Source organism: Gracilibacillus dipsosauri (assembly GCF_003176895.1).
Lineage (GTDB): Bacteria > Bacillota > Bacilli > Bacillales > Amphibacillaceae > Gracilibacillus > Gracilibacillus dipsosauri.
The window spans coordinates 206,295-225,160 of sequence record NZ_QGTD01000021.1 but is presented as its reverse complement, the minus strand read 5'-3'; the positions used below and the strand labels follow the sequence as shown (position 1 = coordinate 225,160).

Sequence of the window (18,866 nt, the reverse complement as noted above, 5' to 3'; positions counted from 1 at the left end):
CTCCCTAAGAATAGCTAGTTATACAGCAATGGGTATGGTAACTCATCTAGATCCGTTTTTTCACGATCTCGCTCCATTTGCTTTAACTCTTCTTTTGTTGGTGCTTGGAATACATCTGTCATTAATAATGAAATCAGAGGATAATACGGATTATTTTCTGGCAATTGATTATAAATAATTTGAGTGGCATTCCCTAATCGCTTCCACAAACGAATGGCATCATCCGTTTCATCCATAACCGCCACTAATTCATATAACATCGGCATATAATCCGCTAATTCACCATCTCTCCTGTCAAAACCAGCTTGGTTGATGATTTTCTGTAATTTAACTAAAGCCGCGCCTCTTTTGGGACTGTCCCCAATCTCGTGAGCTGTTAAATATAATCCGATTTTTGCCTTGAGATCAAATGTATCTACATAAAGTTTTTCTAGCTCTAAGAAGTTCATTTTTTGAAGTGGACTTAACACGTTGACAACACGTTCCTGGTCTTTAGACCAAATCGTTGATTGTCTAGTCCATGCTAGAGCATATTCGAGACTTTTCTTTGATGGATAATCTAACAATCGAGCTGCTATTATTAATAATTCTGCTTCTTTTTGTTTCATGCATCTTTCCCTCTTTCAAATGGATAGGTAACCATACCTTCAGGTGGAGCTATTTCCTCTAAACTACATGCACCTTGTTTGTAAAATAAATCATCCTGCATTTCTCTTCTTCCAGTTGGGATGACAAAACGATCTTTATATTTTGCGACTCCGAGTAAATTTGCCATCTCCTCTATTTGTTCTTCAGACATATCAGCAGCTTTTAATAAATCACTTTCACTTAATGGGTCAATCCCTCCTACTGTCTTTTGACGCATATGCACGCGCATGGCAGTTAATTTAAGTAAGACATTACGAATGACATCGGTATCTCCAGCTGATAAAAGTGATGCTAAATATTCTACCGGTATTCGCATTTGATCAATTGCAGGGATGTAACCATCTGTGTTTAATTCTTCTTCATTAGTAATGTGGTTCATAATCGGGCTGAGTGGCGGAACATACCAAACCATTGGTAAAGTACGATATTCCGGATGTAATGGTAAAGCAATTTTCCATTTCATCGCCATTTTGTAAATAGGCGAATCCTGAGCCCCGGTAATCCATTCTTCGTTTATCCCAGCTTCTTTTGCTTTTTCGATCACTTCTGGATCAAACGGATCGAGGAAACAAGCCAATTGAGCCTCGTATAATTCCTTTGGATCTTCTACAGATGCCGCTTCTTTCACTTTATCAGCATCATATAAAACGACCCCAATATAACGAATACGTCCGACACATGTCTCGGAACATATCGTGGGCAAGCCTGCTTCTGTTCTTGGATAACAGAAATTACATTTTTCTGCTTTATGTGTGTTCCAGTTATAGTACACTTTATTATATGGGCAGCCATTCATACAAAAACGCCAACCACGACACTCATCCTGATCAACTAGGACAATGCCATCTTCCTCCCTTTTGTACAATGCTCCTGAAGGACAGGATGCTACACAAGATGGATTTAAGCAATGCTCACAAATGCGTGGCAAGTACATCATAAAGGTTTTTTCATATTCCATTGCAATATGTTCCTGCAGTTTCTCGACATTAGGATCCATTGGTACCACTTCACTACCACCTGCCAAATCATCGTCCCAGTTCGATCCCCACTCTGGTTTATCTATATATTTACCTGTAATCATAGACTTGGCCCGAGCAACTGGTAAACTGTCCCCCTTTTTACGATGGATCAGATTCTGATAATCATAGGTCCAAGGCTCATAATAATCGTCGAGGGTTTCCATATCAGGATTATAGAAAATATTTTTTAATTTAGATAATGGACCACCTGCACGTAGGCGGAGTTTCCCATTACGATACACCCAACCCCCTTTATACCGATTTTGATCTTCCCATTGTTTTGGATAGCCAGGGCCTGGACGTGTTTCTACATTGTTAAACCACATATATTCTGCCCCTGGTCGATTTGTCCATGTTGTTTTACAGGTTACAGAGCATGTATGACATCCAATACATTTGTCCAAATGCATGACCATTGCTACTTGCGCTTTAATCCTCAAGCCAGTTGACCTCCTTCATCGGTTTAATAATAGCGATTGTATCTCGTTGGCTTCCCGTAGGCCCATAATAATTAAAACCATAGCTTAACTGCGAATACCCACCAATCATATGAGTTGGTTTCGCAGTAATTCTAGTCACACTATTATGTGTTCCACCACGCTTTTTCGTAATAGTCGTTCCAGGTACACCCATTGTGCGATCCTGTGCATGGTACATATAGGCCATCCCTTCTGGAATTCGGTAGGTTAACACTGCACGTGCTGCCACTACGCCATTACGGTTATAAACCTCAATCCAATCATTATCCTTTAGCCCGATTTTGGCACCATCTTTTTCATTCATCCAAACAACCTGCCAACCTCTAAATAACTGGACCATTGGAGTAGCTTCTGTGAACATCGTATGAATACCCCATTTCTGATGTGGGGTTAAATAACGAATCGTAAGTGATGGTTGATCATGCTCTGCTTCTTTTTCTCCCTTAATATAAGGTCCATGGGCAAGTGGTGGTAAATAGGTTGGCAATCCTTCGCCAAAGTCAAGCATCATTTCATGGTCTAAGTAAAAGCTTTGACGACCCGTTAATGTACGCCAAGGAATCTTATATTCCTTATTAACCGTAAATGGGGAATAGCGTCGATGGTCTTTTTCTAAGCCACTCCATACAGGTGTAGAAATGGTATGTCTTGGCTGTGCTGTCAGATCATCTAAGGTGAAGGCCTCTTCTTCTCTAGTTTTAGAGATTTCAGCTAATGGCTGACCTGTTTTGCTTTCTAATGATTTCCATCCTTCCACCGCTCGTCTACCATTAGATGCTCCAGACATAAGCAGAATAGCCTCGATCGCATCCTTGTCTTTATAGAGCTCAGGATGACCTTTTCCAAGTCCCTCCCGCTTGGACGTTCCCAATCGTTTTTCTAATTCTTGATAGACCTTTTCCCCAGGGTAGTGCACTCCCTTCATTCCATAGCCGTTCTTTAATGTGTCACCAATTGTCGTCATTTTATCGTAGGTCTTGCTATAATTTCTTCTAACCACTTGCATGCTTGGCATGGTCTTTCCTGGGATAGCCTCGGTCTCTCCATTACGCCAATCCTTAATTTCACCGAATGGTTGGGCTATTTCTCCTGGTGAATCATGGCCAAGTGGTGACATCATTAACTCCTCTGTCTCTCCAGGCAAATGCTCTGCTGCCAATTCTGAGAAAACCTTCGCAATTTCGCGGAAAGTATTCCAATCACTTTTGGCTTCCCATGGCGGGTTAACTGCAGCATTAAAGGGATGAATAAATGGATGCATATCGGTTGTGGAAATATCATATTTTTCATACCATGTAGCCGCTGGTAACACAATATCAGAGAAAAGCCCAGAGCTTGTCATTCGAAAGTCCATACTGACAAATAGGTCAACCTTCCCTTCCGCCCCTTTTTCGTCCATATGGACAGATTCCGGTCGCCAGGATGTGCCCTCCTGTGCCAATACTTGATTATCGCCACCAATAAAATGTTTTACAAAATATTCGTGACCTTTTCCACTATCCCCTAATAGATTAGAACGCCAATTGAAAAAGACCCGCGGGAAATTTTGTGGATTATCAGGGTTTTCGATTGCCCAATCAAGTTCTCCCTTCTTCAATTGGTCTGTTACTCTTTGAATAATTTCTTGCTCATCCTTAGCACCTTGTTGACGCGCTTGTGCCACAACATCGATGCTATTTTGCGTTAATTGTGGATATGATGGTAACCAGCCAAGTCTCGCCGCTAAAGTATTTACATCTGCTGGGTGCATTTTCATATACTTGCTACGCCAATTATTTTCAGGATATGCCTGACTTTCTTCATAACGGTATTGATCTGTTGCAAAATAAAAGAAGGATGTTCCATTTTGCAAACGAGGGACTTCCCCCCAATCCCTAGCAAAGGCTACTTGCTGCCAGCCCTCCACTGGTCGCACCTTTTCCTGACCAACATAATGAGCCCATCCACCACCATTGACACCTTGTGAGCCTGTAAGCAAAATGAGATTTAATATACATCGGTATATCTGATCACTGTGGAACCAATGATTTGTACCACCACCCATGGCAATCATGGATTTACCTTTTGTTCTTTCTGCATTGTCTGCGAATTCTCTTGCTACTTGAATCACATGCTGTTTTGGTACTGTTGTTATACTTTCCTGCCACGCAGGGGTATATGGTTTGGGGTCTTCATAATTTTCCGGATAATCACCTGACAACCCTCGCGGTACGCCAATATGGGCCATCATTAAATCATAAATCGTTGTGATATACTTTTGCTCACCATCTTTTAGTTTTATCTCCTTTACCGGAACCCCTCGCTTTATCACGTCACCTTCTGCTTTTGCAAAATAGGGGAACTCTACTTCGATAACGGTGTCAGATTGGTTGATAAAGCTTAATTGAGGGTCAATGACTGTTCCATCCTTTTTGGTTAGCTCTAAATTCCATTTACTTGATTCATCCCAACGATGACCTTGGGTTCCATTTGGTGTCTCCCAGTGGTTAGTTGTTTGATCCCAGACAACTGGCTTCCACTCGCCTAATTTATGGTCTTCAGACAAATCCGATGAACGAAGGAAACGACCTGAACGAAATTGACCATTCTTTTGATCAATGGTGATTAAAAAAGATAAATCAGTAAAACGCTTGGCATAATCTATGAAATAGGGGGTTTGTTTATCCACATAAAATTCTTTGAGTATGACATGTGTCATTGCCATAGCTAATGCTCCATCTGTACCTGCACGAGCTGGCAACCAAAGATCTGCAAACTTTTCGTATTCTGCATAATCAGGACTAACACCAACCACTTTGGTTCCATTGTAACGAGCCTCCACCATAAAATGAGCATCTGGTGTTCTCGTCTGTGGTAGATTTGTTCCCCAAATAATAAAATATTTAGAGTTGTACCAATCAGCGCTTTCTGGTACGTCCGTTTGATCCCCCCATACTTGTGGAGAAGCTGGTGGTAAATCAGCATACCAGTCATAAAAGCTTAGGATCGTTCCACCAATTAATGATAAGAAACGGGTTCCTCCAGCATAACTAACCATAGACATCGCTGGGATAGGGCTAAATCCAACAATTCTATCAGGGCCGTATTTTTGAATTGTCGCAATGGTCGCACTTGCAATTATTTCACACACCTCTTGCCATTCCGCTCGAACAAATCCACCTTTTCCACGTGCTTTTATAAAGCTATCACGTTTCTTTGGATCTTCTGTGATATTTTTCCATGCTTGAACAGCATCCTGGCCTATCTCCCTTTCTTCCTTCCACATTGCGTATAAATCACCACGAATATACGGATATTTAACTCGTACAGGACTATAGGTATACCAAGAAAAACTAGCACCTCGTGGACATCCACGAGGCTCGTATTCAGGGAAATCTTCCCCTGTTGAAGGATAATCCGTTTGTTGTGTTTCTGAGGTAATGATGCCGTCTTTTACATAGATCTTCCAGCTGCAGGAGCCAGTGCAATTTACACCATGTGTGGATCGGACAATTTTGTCATGACCCCATCTATTTCGATAGATTTTTTCCCAATCGCGCGGACGTTTACTTTCTTCCGTAAAACCTTGGTTAATCTTTTGACCAGGTGTTAAAAATTTCAAATGTTTAAAAAGGGGATTATTCTTCATTTCTATCACCTATTTCTCTTAATGGATTAAATCTTTCCCCTACTAGTTTAAAAGGATGGTTACCTTCCTGAAGTTCTTCCATAAATACACGGAGAGTAGGAACATTGGCAGCTACTAAAATGAGTCGCTGCAATGTTTCGAATTCGCTAAGTTGATAGAGATGCTCCTCTAATTCTTCGGGAAGGACACCAAAACGCATCTGTAATATTTCAATCAAATCTTGACGATCATCTCCCATTTGAGCTTCTTGCTCATATAAAAACATAGTAATTCCCTCGCTTTTAGAAAGTTATAGCTTCATCATCTTGAAATAATCCTGAATCATCGTTTCTTTACATGTTTGGCCAATTTTTGTACAAAAGTTTAAATAGTCTTGATCTCTTTCTTCTAAAATCTTGACTGGAAAACTTTGCTTCGTTACATGCTGAAAGTTTTCACCAAAGTAAATCTCAATTTCTATGTGATGATTTCCTTTTATCACATGTGCATCGATATCAAATGAATGTAGATTTTCCTTTTGAATCGTATCAAGCAACTGTTGGTATAAAAATGGAGAGAAGGATACTAATAGCAATACACTCACCTCCTGTTAATGGTCTGGTAATACTTTCATTTCATCCTGATTATGTAATTCATCAATAATGATAAGTGCATGCAATTGTTGAATGATACCTTCATTCATCCCATTCGTACTTAATTCCTCTTTTAAATCGCTTACGATTCCTCGCATTAAATCATGGTCTCGCTTTAGTCCCATAATTTTTTCGTGTTTCTCGCTAGATTGGGCAGCAATCTCTTGATAAAGCCCTTCCTCTTCCGCATCAGCATGAGCGAGTGTTCTTGTTTGCCAATGCTCTATCGTAATAAAAGCCGTCTTTAATGCCCTTTCCTTATTACCATTTCTCCAAAAACGCTCGATAACATTCGTCAATTCTCTTGCTTCCTGCAATGCAGCATCATGAATGGCTGAATGACTATCTACTTTTCTTAATGCTGGTCCTGACAAGTGGTCCACCCCTTTTCATCCAATTTTTTATATTACTTATTTTTTCCATGTATTTATTGAAATATACCCTTAATACAGGGTGGCTTATTAGGATGTTAAGCAATTGAACTAAAAATAAATCTTTTCCTATTTGTTAAAAAGTAGTATAATCTTTATGAATATAAAATAATTTTATTCATACAATCATATCGAAGGAGTGATTATTATGGCAAGAGGATTTAATGAACATGAGAAAGAAGTGATCACTAATTCTCTTATAGAACAAGCAAAAATTCTGTTTAGTAAGTGGGGTTTTCAAAAAACAAGTATTCTTGAAATCACTAAAAATGTAGGAATCGCTCAAGGAACCTTTTATAAATTCTTTCATTCAAAAGAAGAGCTGTACTTTATCATCCTAGAAAAGGAAGAAGAAAAGATTAGGGAGCAATTCACGAAAGTAGATATTTTCAAGGAGAAGCAACCAAAAAAAGCAATCAAAAGCATGCTTCGCGAATTGATTCATACGATCGAAACAAATCCATTAATTCGTGAATTATACATCGGCAACAACTTGCAGGAAATGCTAAAAAAACTATCACCAGAATTACTAGAGAAGCATTTAAAAAATGACTCGTCATCATTTTTACCCTTGCTTGAAAAATTTAAAAGGAAAGGATTCAAGATTGAAGAAAAACCAGAGGTAATAGCAGGACTGCTTCGTTCCTTGTTCTTGTTAACATTACACCAAAAGGAAATTGGGCTAGCAGTCTATCAGCAAACAATCGATCTCTTCATTGACCTTATCGTGGATGGTCTCATACAAAGTGAGGGAGGAAAGTAAATTGAGCGCCATTATCCAAACGAAGCATTTATCCAAAAGTTACAAAGGACATCAGGCAGTAAAGGATATTTCCTTACGAGTTAATAAAGGAGAGATTTATGGATTTATCGGCTTGAATGGAGCGGGAAAGACTACTATTATTCGAATGTTACTAGGAATGATTCGTCCTAATCAAGGTGCTTGTTATATAAATGGAGAGAAAGTTAGTTTAACCAATTCTAGTATATGGAAAAAGGTGGGCTATATGGTGGAAACCCCTTACTCCTATCCTGAGCTTACGGTTGAAGAAAATCTAAAAATCTATGGTCGTCTCAGATTGATTTCAGATCGACAGTCGATAGCAAAAGTGATGAATCAGCTTCAGTTAACAAAGTATGCCACCAAAAAAGCCAAAAACCTCTCTTTAGGAAATGCTCAACGGTTAGGAATTGCAAAAGCACTTCTGTCGAGTCCAGAAGTATTAATCCTAGATGAACCTGTTAACGGATTAGACCCAGCAGGTATTGTGGAGATACGAGAGTTACTTCAAGATCTGGCGTTCCATAAGGGGGTTACTATTTTGATTTCTAGCCATATTCTTAGTGAAGTGGCTAAAATCGCTACAAAAATTGGAATTATTCACGAAGGGCAGTTATTGCAAGAAATGGAAGCAACTAAATTGAATCAACTTCTCAATCAACGGCTTATTATTGACTGTATAGATAGAAGGTCTGCCATGTCTAAGCTTTTAGCCACTGGCTACACCTGTGCAATAAATAAGAATGGATTTATCGAGTTATACGACAAAGAAGCCATCTATCATCCGGAGACAATATCTCGTTTTCTTGTATTCGAAGGCTTTCCACCATCTAGATTAACCGTGGAAGAGGAAGACTTAGAATCTTATTTTTTAAGAATCATTGAATCAAAGGGGACAAAATCTAATGAATTACTTTCTTAATGCTTTGTATGCCGAAGGGCTAAAGATTCGTAAATCTAAAGTAGTTTGGATTATTATGGCAGCTTTCACGATTGCACCATTAATGGCCGGATTTTTTATGTTTGTTTTAAAAAGTCCAGAGCTTGCAAAAAACGCAGGGTTACTCGGAGCAAAAGCCCAAATTGCTGGAGAAGCAAGCTGGCCATCATATTTAAGCTTACTTGCCCAAATCATTTCGGTTGGAGGAATTCTAATTTTTGGCTTTGTTACAAGCTGGATATTCGGTAGAGAATATGCTGACAAAACCGCTAAGGACCTCTTGGCACTACCTTATTCAAGATCCATTATTGTGACCGCAAAATTTTTAATAGCTATGCTTACAAATTTCTTATTAAGTATCTATATAGTCTGTCTCGGTATCTTTATTGGTTTGATGTTAGGACTTCCTCAATTGTCTCACGAAATATTCACACAAGGTCTTTACGTACTATTAGTGGTTACTATACTAACGATACTCCTAAGTTCACCCGTTGCTTTCTTTGCATGCTACAGTGGTGGTTATTTAGCTCCATTAGGCTTTGTTATTTTAACATTGGTCTTATCTCAAATAATTGCAGCTGCTGGCTTTGGTGATTTCTTCCCATGGTCTATCCCTGCAATCTACAGTGGTATTGCAAGAGAAGCAGGCGCTATAGGGTGGAATTCTTTCCTTATCATCCTCGCAACAGGTTTAATAGGATTCCTTAGCACATTATATTGGTGGCTTTTTACAGATCAACATGAAGGTTAGTAAGGAAGAAGAGGATAAATGGAAGCCAAAAAGAAAGCAACCTAGCTTTCAAGACCAAGATTGCTTTCCTCCTGTAAATAATTTGAATATTATGGTATACTATTGTTTACATAAGTTGGAACAGTTTTGATTTCTCCATTACAATATCTTTTATTCTATTATTGGCAGGTAATAGAAGCTTCCTTAAAGAAGTTAATGGCGTGGCAGTAGAGAATGTTTTATTAACTTCTTCAATATAAGATTTGTTCAATTCTGTTCCAACGTTTATTTTTTTCATACCTTGGGATACACATTTTCTCATGTCATCATCCGAAACTCCTGTACCTCCGTGAAGCACTAATCCTACATCATTCATATTAGTAGAAAGCTCTGCTAATAATTCGAAATTTATTTTCGCTTTTGATTTATATTGACCATGTGTCGTTCCTATCGCAACAGCTATAGCATCCACTCCTGTTTCTCTAACAAAGGTATAGGCATCGTCAGGATTAGTATATATGGCATCTTCTTCAGCTACTACCATACCATCCTCCGCTCCACCGATCGTTCCCACTTCCCCTTCTACCGAAACATTTCTTAATCTGGCATAGTCTGTTACAATTTTGGTGTTTTTAATGTTGTCATCAAGATTTAAACTGGATCCATCATACATAACCGAAGTATACCCTGCATCGATTGCTTCTTTTAGAAAATCAATCGATTTACAGTGGTCCATGTGTATACAAACATCTAATTCCAATCTATTGGATAGTGTTTCCATACTTGATACGAGTAAATCAAGCCCTATATACTCAGCAGTTCCAGGTGATGTCTGAATAATAATAGGTGCGTTCAATTCTTTTGCACCTTCTAGCATCGCTGGCAGCATTTCTAGACAATGTACATTAAAAGAGCCTATCGCCCTTTTTCCTTCATTTTCTTTAAATAATTGATCTAAGCTTTTTAACATCGTTGTACGCCCTCCTACATGTTTCCCCTTATCGTGTCTTTTGTTAGCTTCATAAGGTCATCTGATTTCTGTAAATATACCTGGACCTTTTCACGATCACCTTCTTGAGAAGCTTCTTTCCGTTTAATATTGTAAAGTTTAACTAAATCCGTAAAAGCTTTCCCTAACGTCTTTCTTTGTTCAATACTTTCCTCATAATACTTAATCGCATTATCGTAATCTTCTTTTTCAAAATATAAACTGCCAAGCATATTTAAGATGTGGGTAGGATCTTCACTCTCGTTTTTTTCTAGCTTTGATAAATAATTATCTATTTGCTCTGTGAGATGCTCTTTTTTTACTTCTTTCTGCACTTCTGATTTCACATTGTTTTCTTTCTTATTCCTTTTAAAAAATGGCATCGACTTCCCCCTTTATCCAAATAAATTCATGATCGGATGAATTAACCATTCAAAAAATAGTCCCGCTGTCACGGTATCCACATCTGTTGCTGTTGTATTCACAAATCCAAGGTTATTAAAATGTGGAACTAATAGTGCTGGGAGCAAAGTAATAAAAAATCCATGCGCGATACCACCGATTAATACACCTCTTTTTCCACCAACTGCATTCATAAAGATACCCGCTGTTCCTCCGGCAAAGAAATTAGTTAACATTCCAGGTAAAATCATTGCCAAGCCAAACCAAGGTAAAACAAACATTGCAATCACTGTACCTATCGTTGTCGTAATGAATCCTGCCGTAACCGCATTTGGTGCATATGGGAATAATACAGGACAATCTAATGCTGGCTTTGCATCGGGAACTACCTTAAGAGCAATTCCTCTAAATGCAGGCACGATTTCTGCTAATAATAACCGAACACCAGCAAGTAATACATAAACTCCTACAACAAATTGCACAGCTTGCAAAAAAGCGTAGACAATATAATTTACATCACCTGACAGCTCTGATCCGAATTCAGCACCGGCAAAGATGGCAGTAATAACGTATAACGGTACCATTACAATTGCCACGGAAAGATACGTATCGGATAAGAACCCTAAACCTTTTGGAAATTTAATATTTTCTGTAGAGTCTGAATTTTTTCCGGTAATTTTTGAAACCCCTGCTGCAAATATATATCCAATTGTACAAAAATGACCTAATGCTATATCGTCTGTTCCAGTAACTTTTCTTACTATTGGTTGTGCTATAGCAGGCATAGCCACAGCGAAAATTCCGCCTACTAAACCACCAACAAGTATTAATCCTAGCCCGCTAAACCCTGCAGCACTACCAAACACAGTTGTCATTGTCGCCATCCACAATAAAGCTTGCCCTGTTAAGAAGATATATTTCCATTTCGTAAATCTAGCCAAAATAATATTAAAGAGAAAGATCGCTAAAAAGGTTAAGGCAATTTGATTTCCCAACCCTAAATCATTCATTGCTTGTCCGTTAATGGCTTCAATTGATGGCACGATTCCTTCCATACCAAAACCTTCAGAGAATATATCACCAAAATATAGTAGTGAACCAACAATGATCGATGAACCTGCCGATAATACAAGAAAGCCTAGCATTGTCTTAAAACTGCCTGACAGTATTTCACCAAAAGGCTTTCGTTGTAATAAGAGTCCAGCAAATGCAATTAATGCTATGGTGATAGAAGCCTGTGTTAGGATGCTATTAATAATAAAATCAATGACTCCCATATATGATAACCCCCTTTGTTTATAGTGCTCCCTTTGCCTTTAAAACGGGTACTAGTTTTTCTTGAATTTCCTTTTTGTCTACAAGACGATCTAAGAAAATCAGGTCCACTTGTAAATCATATCTTTGAAACTGTGATTCAAAATTCTTACCTGAAATAATAATGTCAGCTCTTGTTCCTGCAGCTGATGAAATATCTGAATGATCGACAGATGCTTTAACTCCGATATCTTGCAGGACACTTTCCACACTCATTTGACAAGCAAAGCTACTACCTAAGCCTGCCCCACATACGACTAATATTTGTAACATATTCTCACCTCCTTTAATGGATTATCTTGTTATATTGTTTAGCAACTTCAACTGTTTGAGGATGCAACCGATTTAATTGTTTTCTGATTTCTTGAAATGATATCGCCTGTATATGATCATTTTGTACCCCGACCATCACACCAAATTGGTTATTTGTCACATAATAAGCTACCTTTGCCCCTATCTTTGCTGCAATCGATGCATCCTTAAAAGACGGTCTACCTGCTCGAATATAAAAACCAACTATTGACTTTCTCACTCTAATACCGGTTCCTTTCTCGATGGCTGCTGCGATTTCAAACGATACACCTTGATTCCCGGATTGATAGTTGTTATCTTCATAGGCAGATTCTGAGCAAACGATTATTAAGGATTGCTTTTGTTTTAATTTTTTTTGGACATTTTTTACGATTACATCCTTTTGTGTGGCGTATTCTGGGACGATTGCTAAATCTCCGGCACCTGCAATTGTACTTTCTAATGCCAGATTACCAGCATTCCCCCCCAACACCTCGACCATAAAAATCCTCCCAGGCATATTAACAGCAGTGTCGTGAAGCCCGTATAACAGATCCATCAATTTATTAAGTGCTGTATCAAAACCAATACTATAATCACTGCTAATTACATCATTATCTACTGTCATTGGTACAAAAATTGTGTTTGTACCTTCTTGGTGAAGTAATTGTGCTGCCTTCTGAGAACCATTTCCACCACACACAACTAAGCAGTCAAATCCTTCAGTCTTCAATTTTCGGTGTAGCCTCTCTCTTCCTTCTTGTGTATAAGGGAGATTGCTTCTGCCTGTCTGAATATAATGGATACCATCAAGTGATTTATTATCAACAAATTGTGGTGTTAAATGAATAGGGTCATTGCTGAGGATACCATTATATCCACCGTGAAAACCATATAGATTAATTTGCTGATGATTTGCAAGCATATAAATGGTCGAATTAATACCTGCCCCATCCCCACCACTTGTAATTAGGGCGACCTTTTTCATGAGAGATCATCTCCTATTAGATTATTTAAATCGGCTAATGATGTTATAGATGATATTTTATCTATCAATCCGTTTTCTACAATTTTCACTATTATTTTAATAATTTCGAGATGCTTTTCATTATCTGTTGCTGAGAAGCTAATCATAATCTTGACTGGTGCTGATATGTCTTTAAAATATACTGGTGTTTTTAATGTTAATAGACTCATCCCCACCTTTAATGCCCCATTTTCTGGTCTGGTATGAGGGATGGCTATACCTGGTGACAAAACGATATACGGTCCATATTTTTTTACATTGTTAACTACTTCTGTTGCATAATTCTCTGTAACTAATCCATTCTTCCTTAATAATCCAACACTCTTATATATCGCATCCTCCCAATCCTTTACCTCCACATTAAATTGGACATTATCCTTGGTGAAATATGTTTCGGTCATAAGCTTTTCTCCTTGTACTTACTTAAATTTCTAATAAAGTCATCATATTCATAAGTTGATATTAAATTTGTTATTCCAAATTCTTCTATAAGAAAATGATAGAGCTGTTTGAATATAACTTCCCATGTCTTTTGTTTATCCTTTGGTACACTTAAGACGATCACCACTTGCACCTTTTCTCTATCCCAAATAATCGGTTTATTGAGAATGCAGACAGCAATGCTAGTCTCTTGCATACTATTATCTAGCGGATGTGGAATGGCAAGTAGATTACTAAGCTCTGTTGAAGCCATCCTTTCTCTTGCATATATAGATTGTTTTGTATAATCATCAATGTAATGCTTAGCATGCATAAGTGTTGTAATGTAGCTTAGAACTTTTTCTTTGGATGACAGGTCTATATTTTTCACAAAAAGATCCCTTTTGAAAATATTGCCAAATTCAATTACATCTGATTCAAGCCTATCTTCTATCACTTTACGCTTAATCAGTGATAAATCATGGTGACTCAGGATTGGACTAACCGTAAAAATTTTATCAGACTCTATATCAATTGGTACCGTTGTAACCACTATATCTACTTGATCTAACAAGGGTTGGTTAAATTCTGTTAAACTGATCGTCTCTACCACACTTACCTGACCTCCATAATAATTTAATATTTTCTCCCTTATTAGTGATGCGGTAGCAAGACCTGAGCCACATACAATCAGAATTTTCTTAATATCTTGATTATTTAACCCTTTTTTCTCTAAAGCTACTCCAAAATGAATGGCTAGAAATCCTATTTCATTTTCATCAATGTCTAAATTGGTTAGTTCACTAATTTTTCCACTAGCAATTGCAGCAAGCTGGAATGCAAGCGGGTAGTTATTTTTGATGCTGTTCAACACTTCATTTCTCATGTTCATTTGATACTCAATTCGTTTTAGGGCGATACTTAAATGGATGATTAATCCTTCAATCAGCTTCTGATCACCACTGAATTGAATCGATGTTTTTTCTTTAATTTCATCAAGTACAGTGTCTAGCATGTTGTTCATTCGTTTATATTCTTGAACATCTATGTCTTTCCTATATAGTCTGCTACTGGCAAGAAGAAGCTGTGTGATATAAAATATTTCTGGCTCAATATTGATGTCTAATGTTGCTTTTATCTGTTGAATAATTTCATTGGCAACTTTGTATTCTTTCGTAGCTTGCAAACTTTCCGTAAGATTCAGCTGATAGTCTAATTGTCTGTTGTTTAAATATCTTCTTATCGTTATTTCGATGTGAATAATGAGGTTTTCTAGTGCTACATCTGTTAATTTCAGCTGATTTCTTAACAATACGTGCAAAGTGATGTCCTTTAACCGTTTAATCTCGTTATCAGGAAAAAGATCATTGTACACACCAATACTTTGATGATTGAATAAATATTGAGAAATACAATATCTTATTTTATCCTCTTCTCCTGTAACTTTGATGCCCTTAAATCTATCTGTTACAAGCTCTAATCCATAATTTGAGAGCTTTGCTTTAACTAGTGAAAGATAGCTCTTTAACGCGGACAGACTGATAAATAACTCTTCTGCTAACTCCTCTTGATATACACTAGTGTCTGTTAAGCAATTCATTAGAATTTGTTTAATAATTTGCTCTCCTACTTCATCATTTTCCAGCCTGTGAACATTTTTAACTGGGTGGTTTTGAATGATGGATATATGATCGGCGTATAAATTTTCAAAAGCAACCTCCTCCCATATTTGGAGTTCATACCCCTTTCCTTTGTGTGACACAATTTCTGCACCATACTTAGAGATGGTTGCATTCAAGCTTTTCATGTCATTTCTGATCGTTCTTGTTGTAACCTCTAACAGCAAGGAAAGACTTTTCCCTGTTTGCACCCCCTTACTGTTGCGTAACAAATGAAGAATTTCTACCTCTCTTTTACTTAGTAGCTTCATAATTCATTTGCTCCTTTCTATTTTTATTATAGGTAAGTGCTTACATTTTATTAAGCTACACTTTTTCCTCTTTAGCGGAAACATCTTTGATTTAAATTATACGCTATTTGTAAATGGACACTTTTGGCTTTAATAGGATTAAAAAGCATTGTGTCCATATTCAACCTTCTATACAGTTTCTTATCAGTTCAAAAGTTTCCCGATGTCCTACTTGATTTCGCTCATACTCATAGTGGCTTGTCATTAGCTTTGCAGCACGCATAAAAAAACCACAAAGATATCTTTGCGGTTTTTTGGACTAGTTATTATTTTATAAATCCAATATCCTTGCGATAAAAGAATGCATCTGTTTGATCGAATTTTTCGAGATATTGATAGATTTGCTGTTGTGCTTTTTCAGGAGTATCTTGTATAGAAGCTACTAGGAGAACACGACCTCCTGTTGAATGAAAATTACCATCTTCTGAGCGTTCTGTACCAGCATGGATGACATAAACTTTGTTGTCATTTTTTAAATCTGGGAGTGTCACATTTTTTTCATAGGCTCCTGGATACCCTTTAGAGGCTACCACCGTTCCAATCGCATAAGCATCCTTCCATTGGAGCTTTGGATCTTTTCCTGCGGTAACGTCTTCGATAATTTGGATAAGATCATTCTCTAGTAATGGTAAAACAACTTGAGTCTCTGGATCACCGAAGCGTGCATTGAATTCAATAACCTTCGGACCTTCTTTTGTTTCAATTAATCCACCATATAGTACGCCTGTATAGGTTCTACCTTCTTGCTTCATTCCTTTTGCAGCTGGTTTCAAGATTTTGTCTACAGTAAATTCAACATGCTTTGGATCTAGATCTGGTACTGGTGAGTATGCTCCCATTCCACCAGTATTCGGTCCTTTGTCATAATCATAAGCTCGCTTGTGGTCACGCGCAGGAATCATTGGATAAACATTCTCACCATCCACAAATGCGAACAAAGAGAATTCCTTACCATCCAAGAATTCCTCGATGACAACTCGACTACCAGCTTCACCAAAGCGATTACCTACAAGCATGCTTTCTACAGCATCAAATGCCTCTTGCTCTTCCATTGCGACTACGACACCTTTTCCTGCTGCAAGTCCATCTGCTTTAATCACAATAGGTGCACCTTCTTGTTTTATGTATGCTTTTGCTTTCTCTATATCCGTAAACGTTTGATATTTTGCTGTAGGAATATCGTATTGTTGCATAAATGCTTTGGCAAAATCCTTACTTCCTTCAATGATTGCAGCAGCCTTTGTTGGACCGAATATCTTCAAATTCTTTGCGCGAAAGGCATCGACAACACCAAGAGTAAGAGGAATTTCTGGCCCAACAATTGTCCAGTCGATTTGGTTTTCTTCTGCAAATGCGGCTAATTCCTGAATCGCATCATCTTTAATTGGGACACAGGTGGCATCCTCTGCAATACCACCATTTCCTGGTGCAGCAAAAATTTCCGTTACCCGTTCACTCTCTTTTAACTTTTTTACAATGATATGTTCTCTTCCACCACTGCCAATTACAAGTACCTTCATCCAATCACTCCCTATAATTTATATGCATAGGCTTTGTTAAAAAACTTAAATTCCTTTTTATGATGCTTCCTATATGAAAGGATTCCCAAGTACTTGGGAATCCTTGTTTCTTAATGCTTAAAGTGACGCATCTTAGTAAATACCATCGCAATTCCGTGTTTATTACATTCATCGATAGAATCCTGGTCACGTTTGGAACCACCTGGCTGGATGATTGCTTTAATTCCTGCTTTTGCTGCATTTTCAACCGTATCCGGCATCGGGAAAAATGCGTCTGAAGCAAGCACAGCACCTTTAGCTTTGTCACCAGCTTGTTCAAATGCAATGGCTGCAGCACCAACCCGATTCATCTGTCCTGCCCCTACGCCAACTGTTTGATTATCTTTTGCTACTACAATCGCATTGGATTTCACGTGCTTCACAACATTCCATGCAAATAGTAGATCATCGATTTCCTCTGCATCTGGTTTTCGATCTGTCACTACTTCTAAATCATCAGCAATCACAAGTCCATTATCACGATCCTGTACGAGTAATCCACCAATGACACTTACCACTTTTTTCGAATCATCTCTATTCACTTCCATTGGTGTTTCTAATAAACGAATGTTCGGCTTTACGGTTAAAATTTCAAATGCTTTCTCTGAAAAGCTTGGAGCGATGACGATTTCTAAGAAAATATTCTTTAATAGATTGGCCGTTGCCTCATCCACTTCACGATTCAATGCTACAATGCCACCAAAAATAGAAACTGGATCCGCATCATAGGCCTTTTGGAATGCTGATTCAATGCTAGAACCAATTCCAACACCACAAGGGTTCATATGTTTGACCGCAACGGCTGCTGGTTGCTCATCGAAATCTAGCACAATTTCTAAAGCTGCATTGGCATCCTGGATATTATTATAAGAAAGCTCTTTTCCATGTAATTGTTTCGCATTCGCAAGGGATGCGCCTTTAACATTCCCTGTTTTGTAAAAGGCAGCCTTCTGATGAGGATTTTCTCCATAGCGAAGGGTTTGCACTTTTTCAAATGTTTGGGTGAAGGTTTCGGGATCCTCCTCACCAGTAATATCCACAAAATAATGAGCAATCATCGCATCATAATTGGCCGTATGACGGAAAACTTTTGCTGCTAATGTTTTACGAAACTCTACCGTACCACCATTATTGCCAAGCTGTTCTAAGACAGCATGGTAATCGTCTGGGTCAACAACCACTGTTACATCACGAAAGTTTTTGGATGCTGCACGAAGCATTGTTGGTCCACCAATATCGATGTTTTCGATCGCATCTTCTTCTGTTACATCTGGCTTAGCAATCGTTTCTTTGAACGGATAGAGATTCACTACTACGACATCAATTGGAGCAATATCACGTTCTTCTAGCTGCTTTACATGGGAGTCTTCATCTCTTCGAGCCAGAAGCCCTGCGTGGATGTACGGATGGAGTGTTTTAACACGTCCATCGAGAATTTCCTCGAAATTGGTTACGGCAGAAACCGGTAATGCTGGAAGACCAGCCTCCTTTAATGCCTTTAACGTTCCACCTGTTGAGATTAATTCATAGCCTAATTTGTCTAAGCCCTCTGCAAATGGAATTAAGTTACTTTTATCAGATACACTTAACAATGCACGTTTTTTCAAC

18 protein-coding genes are annotated in these 18,866 nt (G+C 38.2%); 3 read left to right on the top strand and 15 right to left on the bottom strand.

Going from position 1 to position 18,866, the window contains the following annotated elements:
• Window positions 1-14: 14 nt before the first annotated feature.
• From narJ to DLJ74_RS20155, 6 genes are read right to left on the bottom strand one after another with little or no spacing between them, the layout of a single operon-like run.
• Complete coding sequence (gene narJ / locus DLJ74_RS20180) at window positions 15-608, bottom strand: nitrate reductase molybdenum cofactor assembly chaperone (protein ID WP_109985834.1); 594 nt, start codon at window positions 606-608, stop codon at window positions 15-17.
• Complete coding sequence (gene narH, locus DLJ74_RS20175; protein WP_109985833.1) at window positions 605-2,107, bottom strand: nitrate reductase subunit beta; 1,503 nt, start codon at window positions 2,105-2,107, stop codon at window positions 605-607. Before narH ends, narJ begins: the two co-directional genes overlap by 4 nt.
• Complete coding sequence (locus DLJ74_RS20170) at window positions 2,097-5,774, bottom strand: nitrate reductase subunit alpha (RefSeq protein WP_109985832.1); 3,678 nt, start codon at window positions 5,772-5,774, stop codon at window positions 2,097-2,099. Before DLJ74_RS20170 ends, narH begins: the two co-directional genes overlap by 11 nt.
• Window positions 5,764-6,039 (bottom strand): hypothetical protein, encoded by a 276-nt coding sequence (locus DLJ74_RS20165; RefSeq protein WP_109985831.1) that lies wholly within the window; start codon window positions 6,037-6,039, stop codon window positions 5,764-5,766. The genes DLJ74_RS20170 and DLJ74_RS20165 overlap by 11 nt, the downstream gene beginning before the upstream one ends.
• Before the next feature lie 24 nt (window positions 6,040-6,063).
• Window positions 6,064-6,348 carry a hypothetical protein gene (locus tag DLJ74_RS20160; protein ID WP_054860939.1) on the bottom strand — a complete coding sequence of 95 codons (285 nt, stop codon included), beginning with the start codon at window positions 6,346-6,348 and terminating at the stop codon, window positions 6,064-6,066.
• Between the two features lie 15 nt (window positions 6,349-6,363).
• Window positions 6,364-6,789 carry a hemerythrin domain-containing protein gene (locus DLJ74_RS20155; RefSeq protein ID WP_342767762.1) on the bottom strand — a complete coding sequence of 142 codons (426 nt, stop codon included), beginning with the start codon at window positions 6,787-6,789 and terminating at the stop codon, window positions 6,364-6,366.
• Window positions 6,790-6,985: 196 nt separating this feature from the next.
• On the opposite strand from DLJ74_RS20155, the gene DLJ74_RS20150 reads away from it, so the two are divergent.
• From DLJ74_RS20150 to DLJ74_RS20140, 3 genes are read left to right on the top strand one after another with little or no spacing between them, the layout of a single operon-like run.
• Window positions 6,986-7,600, top strand: a complete 615-nt coding sequence (locus DLJ74_RS20150; protein WP_109985830.1) for a TetR/AcrR family transcriptional regulator — start codon at window positions 6,986-6,988, stop codon at window positions 7,598-7,600.
• Between the two features lies 1 nt (window position 7,601).
• A complete protein-coding gene (locus DLJ74_RS20145) occupies window positions 7,602-8,540 on the top strand; it encodes an ABC transporter ATP-binding protein (RefSeq protein WP_245902403.1) in 939 nt (312 codons plus the stop codon).
• Entirely contained in the window at window positions 8,524-9,309 is a 786-nt protein-coding gene (locus tag DLJ74_RS20140) for an ABC transporter permease (RefSeq protein ID WP_109985828.1), read from the top strand. The genes DLJ74_RS20145 and DLJ74_RS20140 overlap by 17 nt, the downstream gene beginning before the upstream one ends.
• A gap of 106 nt (window positions 9,310-9,415) precedes the next feature.
• Here DLJ74_RS20140 and DLJ74_RS20135 read toward each other — a convergent pair whose 3' ends face one another.
• The 9 genes from DLJ74_RS20135 to purH all read right to left on the bottom strand — a co-directional run bounded on the left by DLJ74_RS20135 (window position 9,416) and on the right by purH (window position 18,865).
• Window positions 9,416-10,258, bottom strand: coding sequence for a class II fructose-bisphosphate aldolase (locus tag DLJ74_RS20135; RefSeq protein WP_109985827.1), 843 nt, complete (start codon window positions 10,256-10,258; stop codon window positions 9,416-9,418).
• A gap of 14 nt (window positions 10,259-10,272) precedes the next feature.
• Window positions 10,273-10,659 carry a tetratricopeptide repeat protein gene (locus DLJ74_RS20130; RefSeq protein ID WP_109985826.1) on the bottom strand — a complete coding sequence of 129 codons (387 nt, stop codon included), beginning with the start codon at window positions 10,657-10,659 and terminating at the stop codon, window positions 10,273-10,275.
• Window positions 10,660-10,671: 12 nt separating this feature from the next.
• Complete coding sequence (locus DLJ74_RS20125) at window positions 10,672-11,955, bottom strand: PTS sugar transporter subunit IIC (RefSeq protein WP_109985825.1); 1,284 nt, start codon at window positions 11,953-11,955, stop codon at window positions 10,672-10,674.
• A 19-nt stretch (window positions 11,956-11,974) separates the two neighbouring features.
• Window positions 11,975-12,265: a PTS sugar transporter subunit IIB gene (locus DLJ74_RS20120; RefSeq protein ID WP_109985824.1), complete on the bottom strand. Its 291-nt coding sequence runs from the start codon at window positions 12,263-12,265 to the stop codon at window positions 11,975-11,977.
• A 13-nt stretch (window positions 12,266-12,278) separates the two neighbouring features.
• Entirely contained in the window at window positions 12,279-13,271 is a 993-nt protein-coding gene (locus tag DLJ74_RS20115; protein WP_109985823.1) for a 6-phosphofructokinase, read from the bottom strand.
• Window positions 13,268-13,711, bottom strand: a complete 444-nt coding sequence (locus DLJ74_RS20110; protein ID WP_109985822.1) for a PTS sugar transporter subunit IIA — start codon at window positions 13,709-13,711, stop codon at window positions 13,268-13,270. The genes DLJ74_RS20115 and DLJ74_RS20110 overlap by 4 nt, the downstream gene beginning before the upstream one ends.
• Window positions 13,708-15,660: a BglG family transcription antiterminator gene (locus DLJ74_RS20105; RefSeq protein ID WP_109985821.1), complete on the bottom strand. Its 1,953-nt coding sequence runs from the start codon at window positions 15,658-15,660 to the stop codon at window positions 13,708-13,710. The genes DLJ74_RS20110 and DLJ74_RS20105 overlap by 4 nt, the downstream gene beginning before the upstream one ends.
• Before the next feature lie 305 nt (window positions 15,661-15,965).
• Window positions 15,966-17,219 (bottom strand): phosphoribosylamine--glycine ligase, encoded by a 1,254-nt coding sequence (gene purD, locus DLJ74_RS20100; protein WP_109985820.1) that lies wholly within the window; start codon window positions 17,217-17,219, stop codon window positions 15,966-15,968.
• A gap of 110 nt (window positions 17,220-17,329) precedes the next feature.
• A complete protein-coding gene (gene purH / locus DLJ74_RS20095; RefSeq protein ID WP_109985819.1) occupies window positions 17,330-18,865 on the bottom strand; it encodes a bifunctional phosphoribosylaminoimidazolecarboxamide formyltransferase/IMP cyclohydrolase in 1,536 nt (511 codons plus the stop codon).
• Between the last annotated feature and the right edge of the window lies 1 nt (window position 18,866).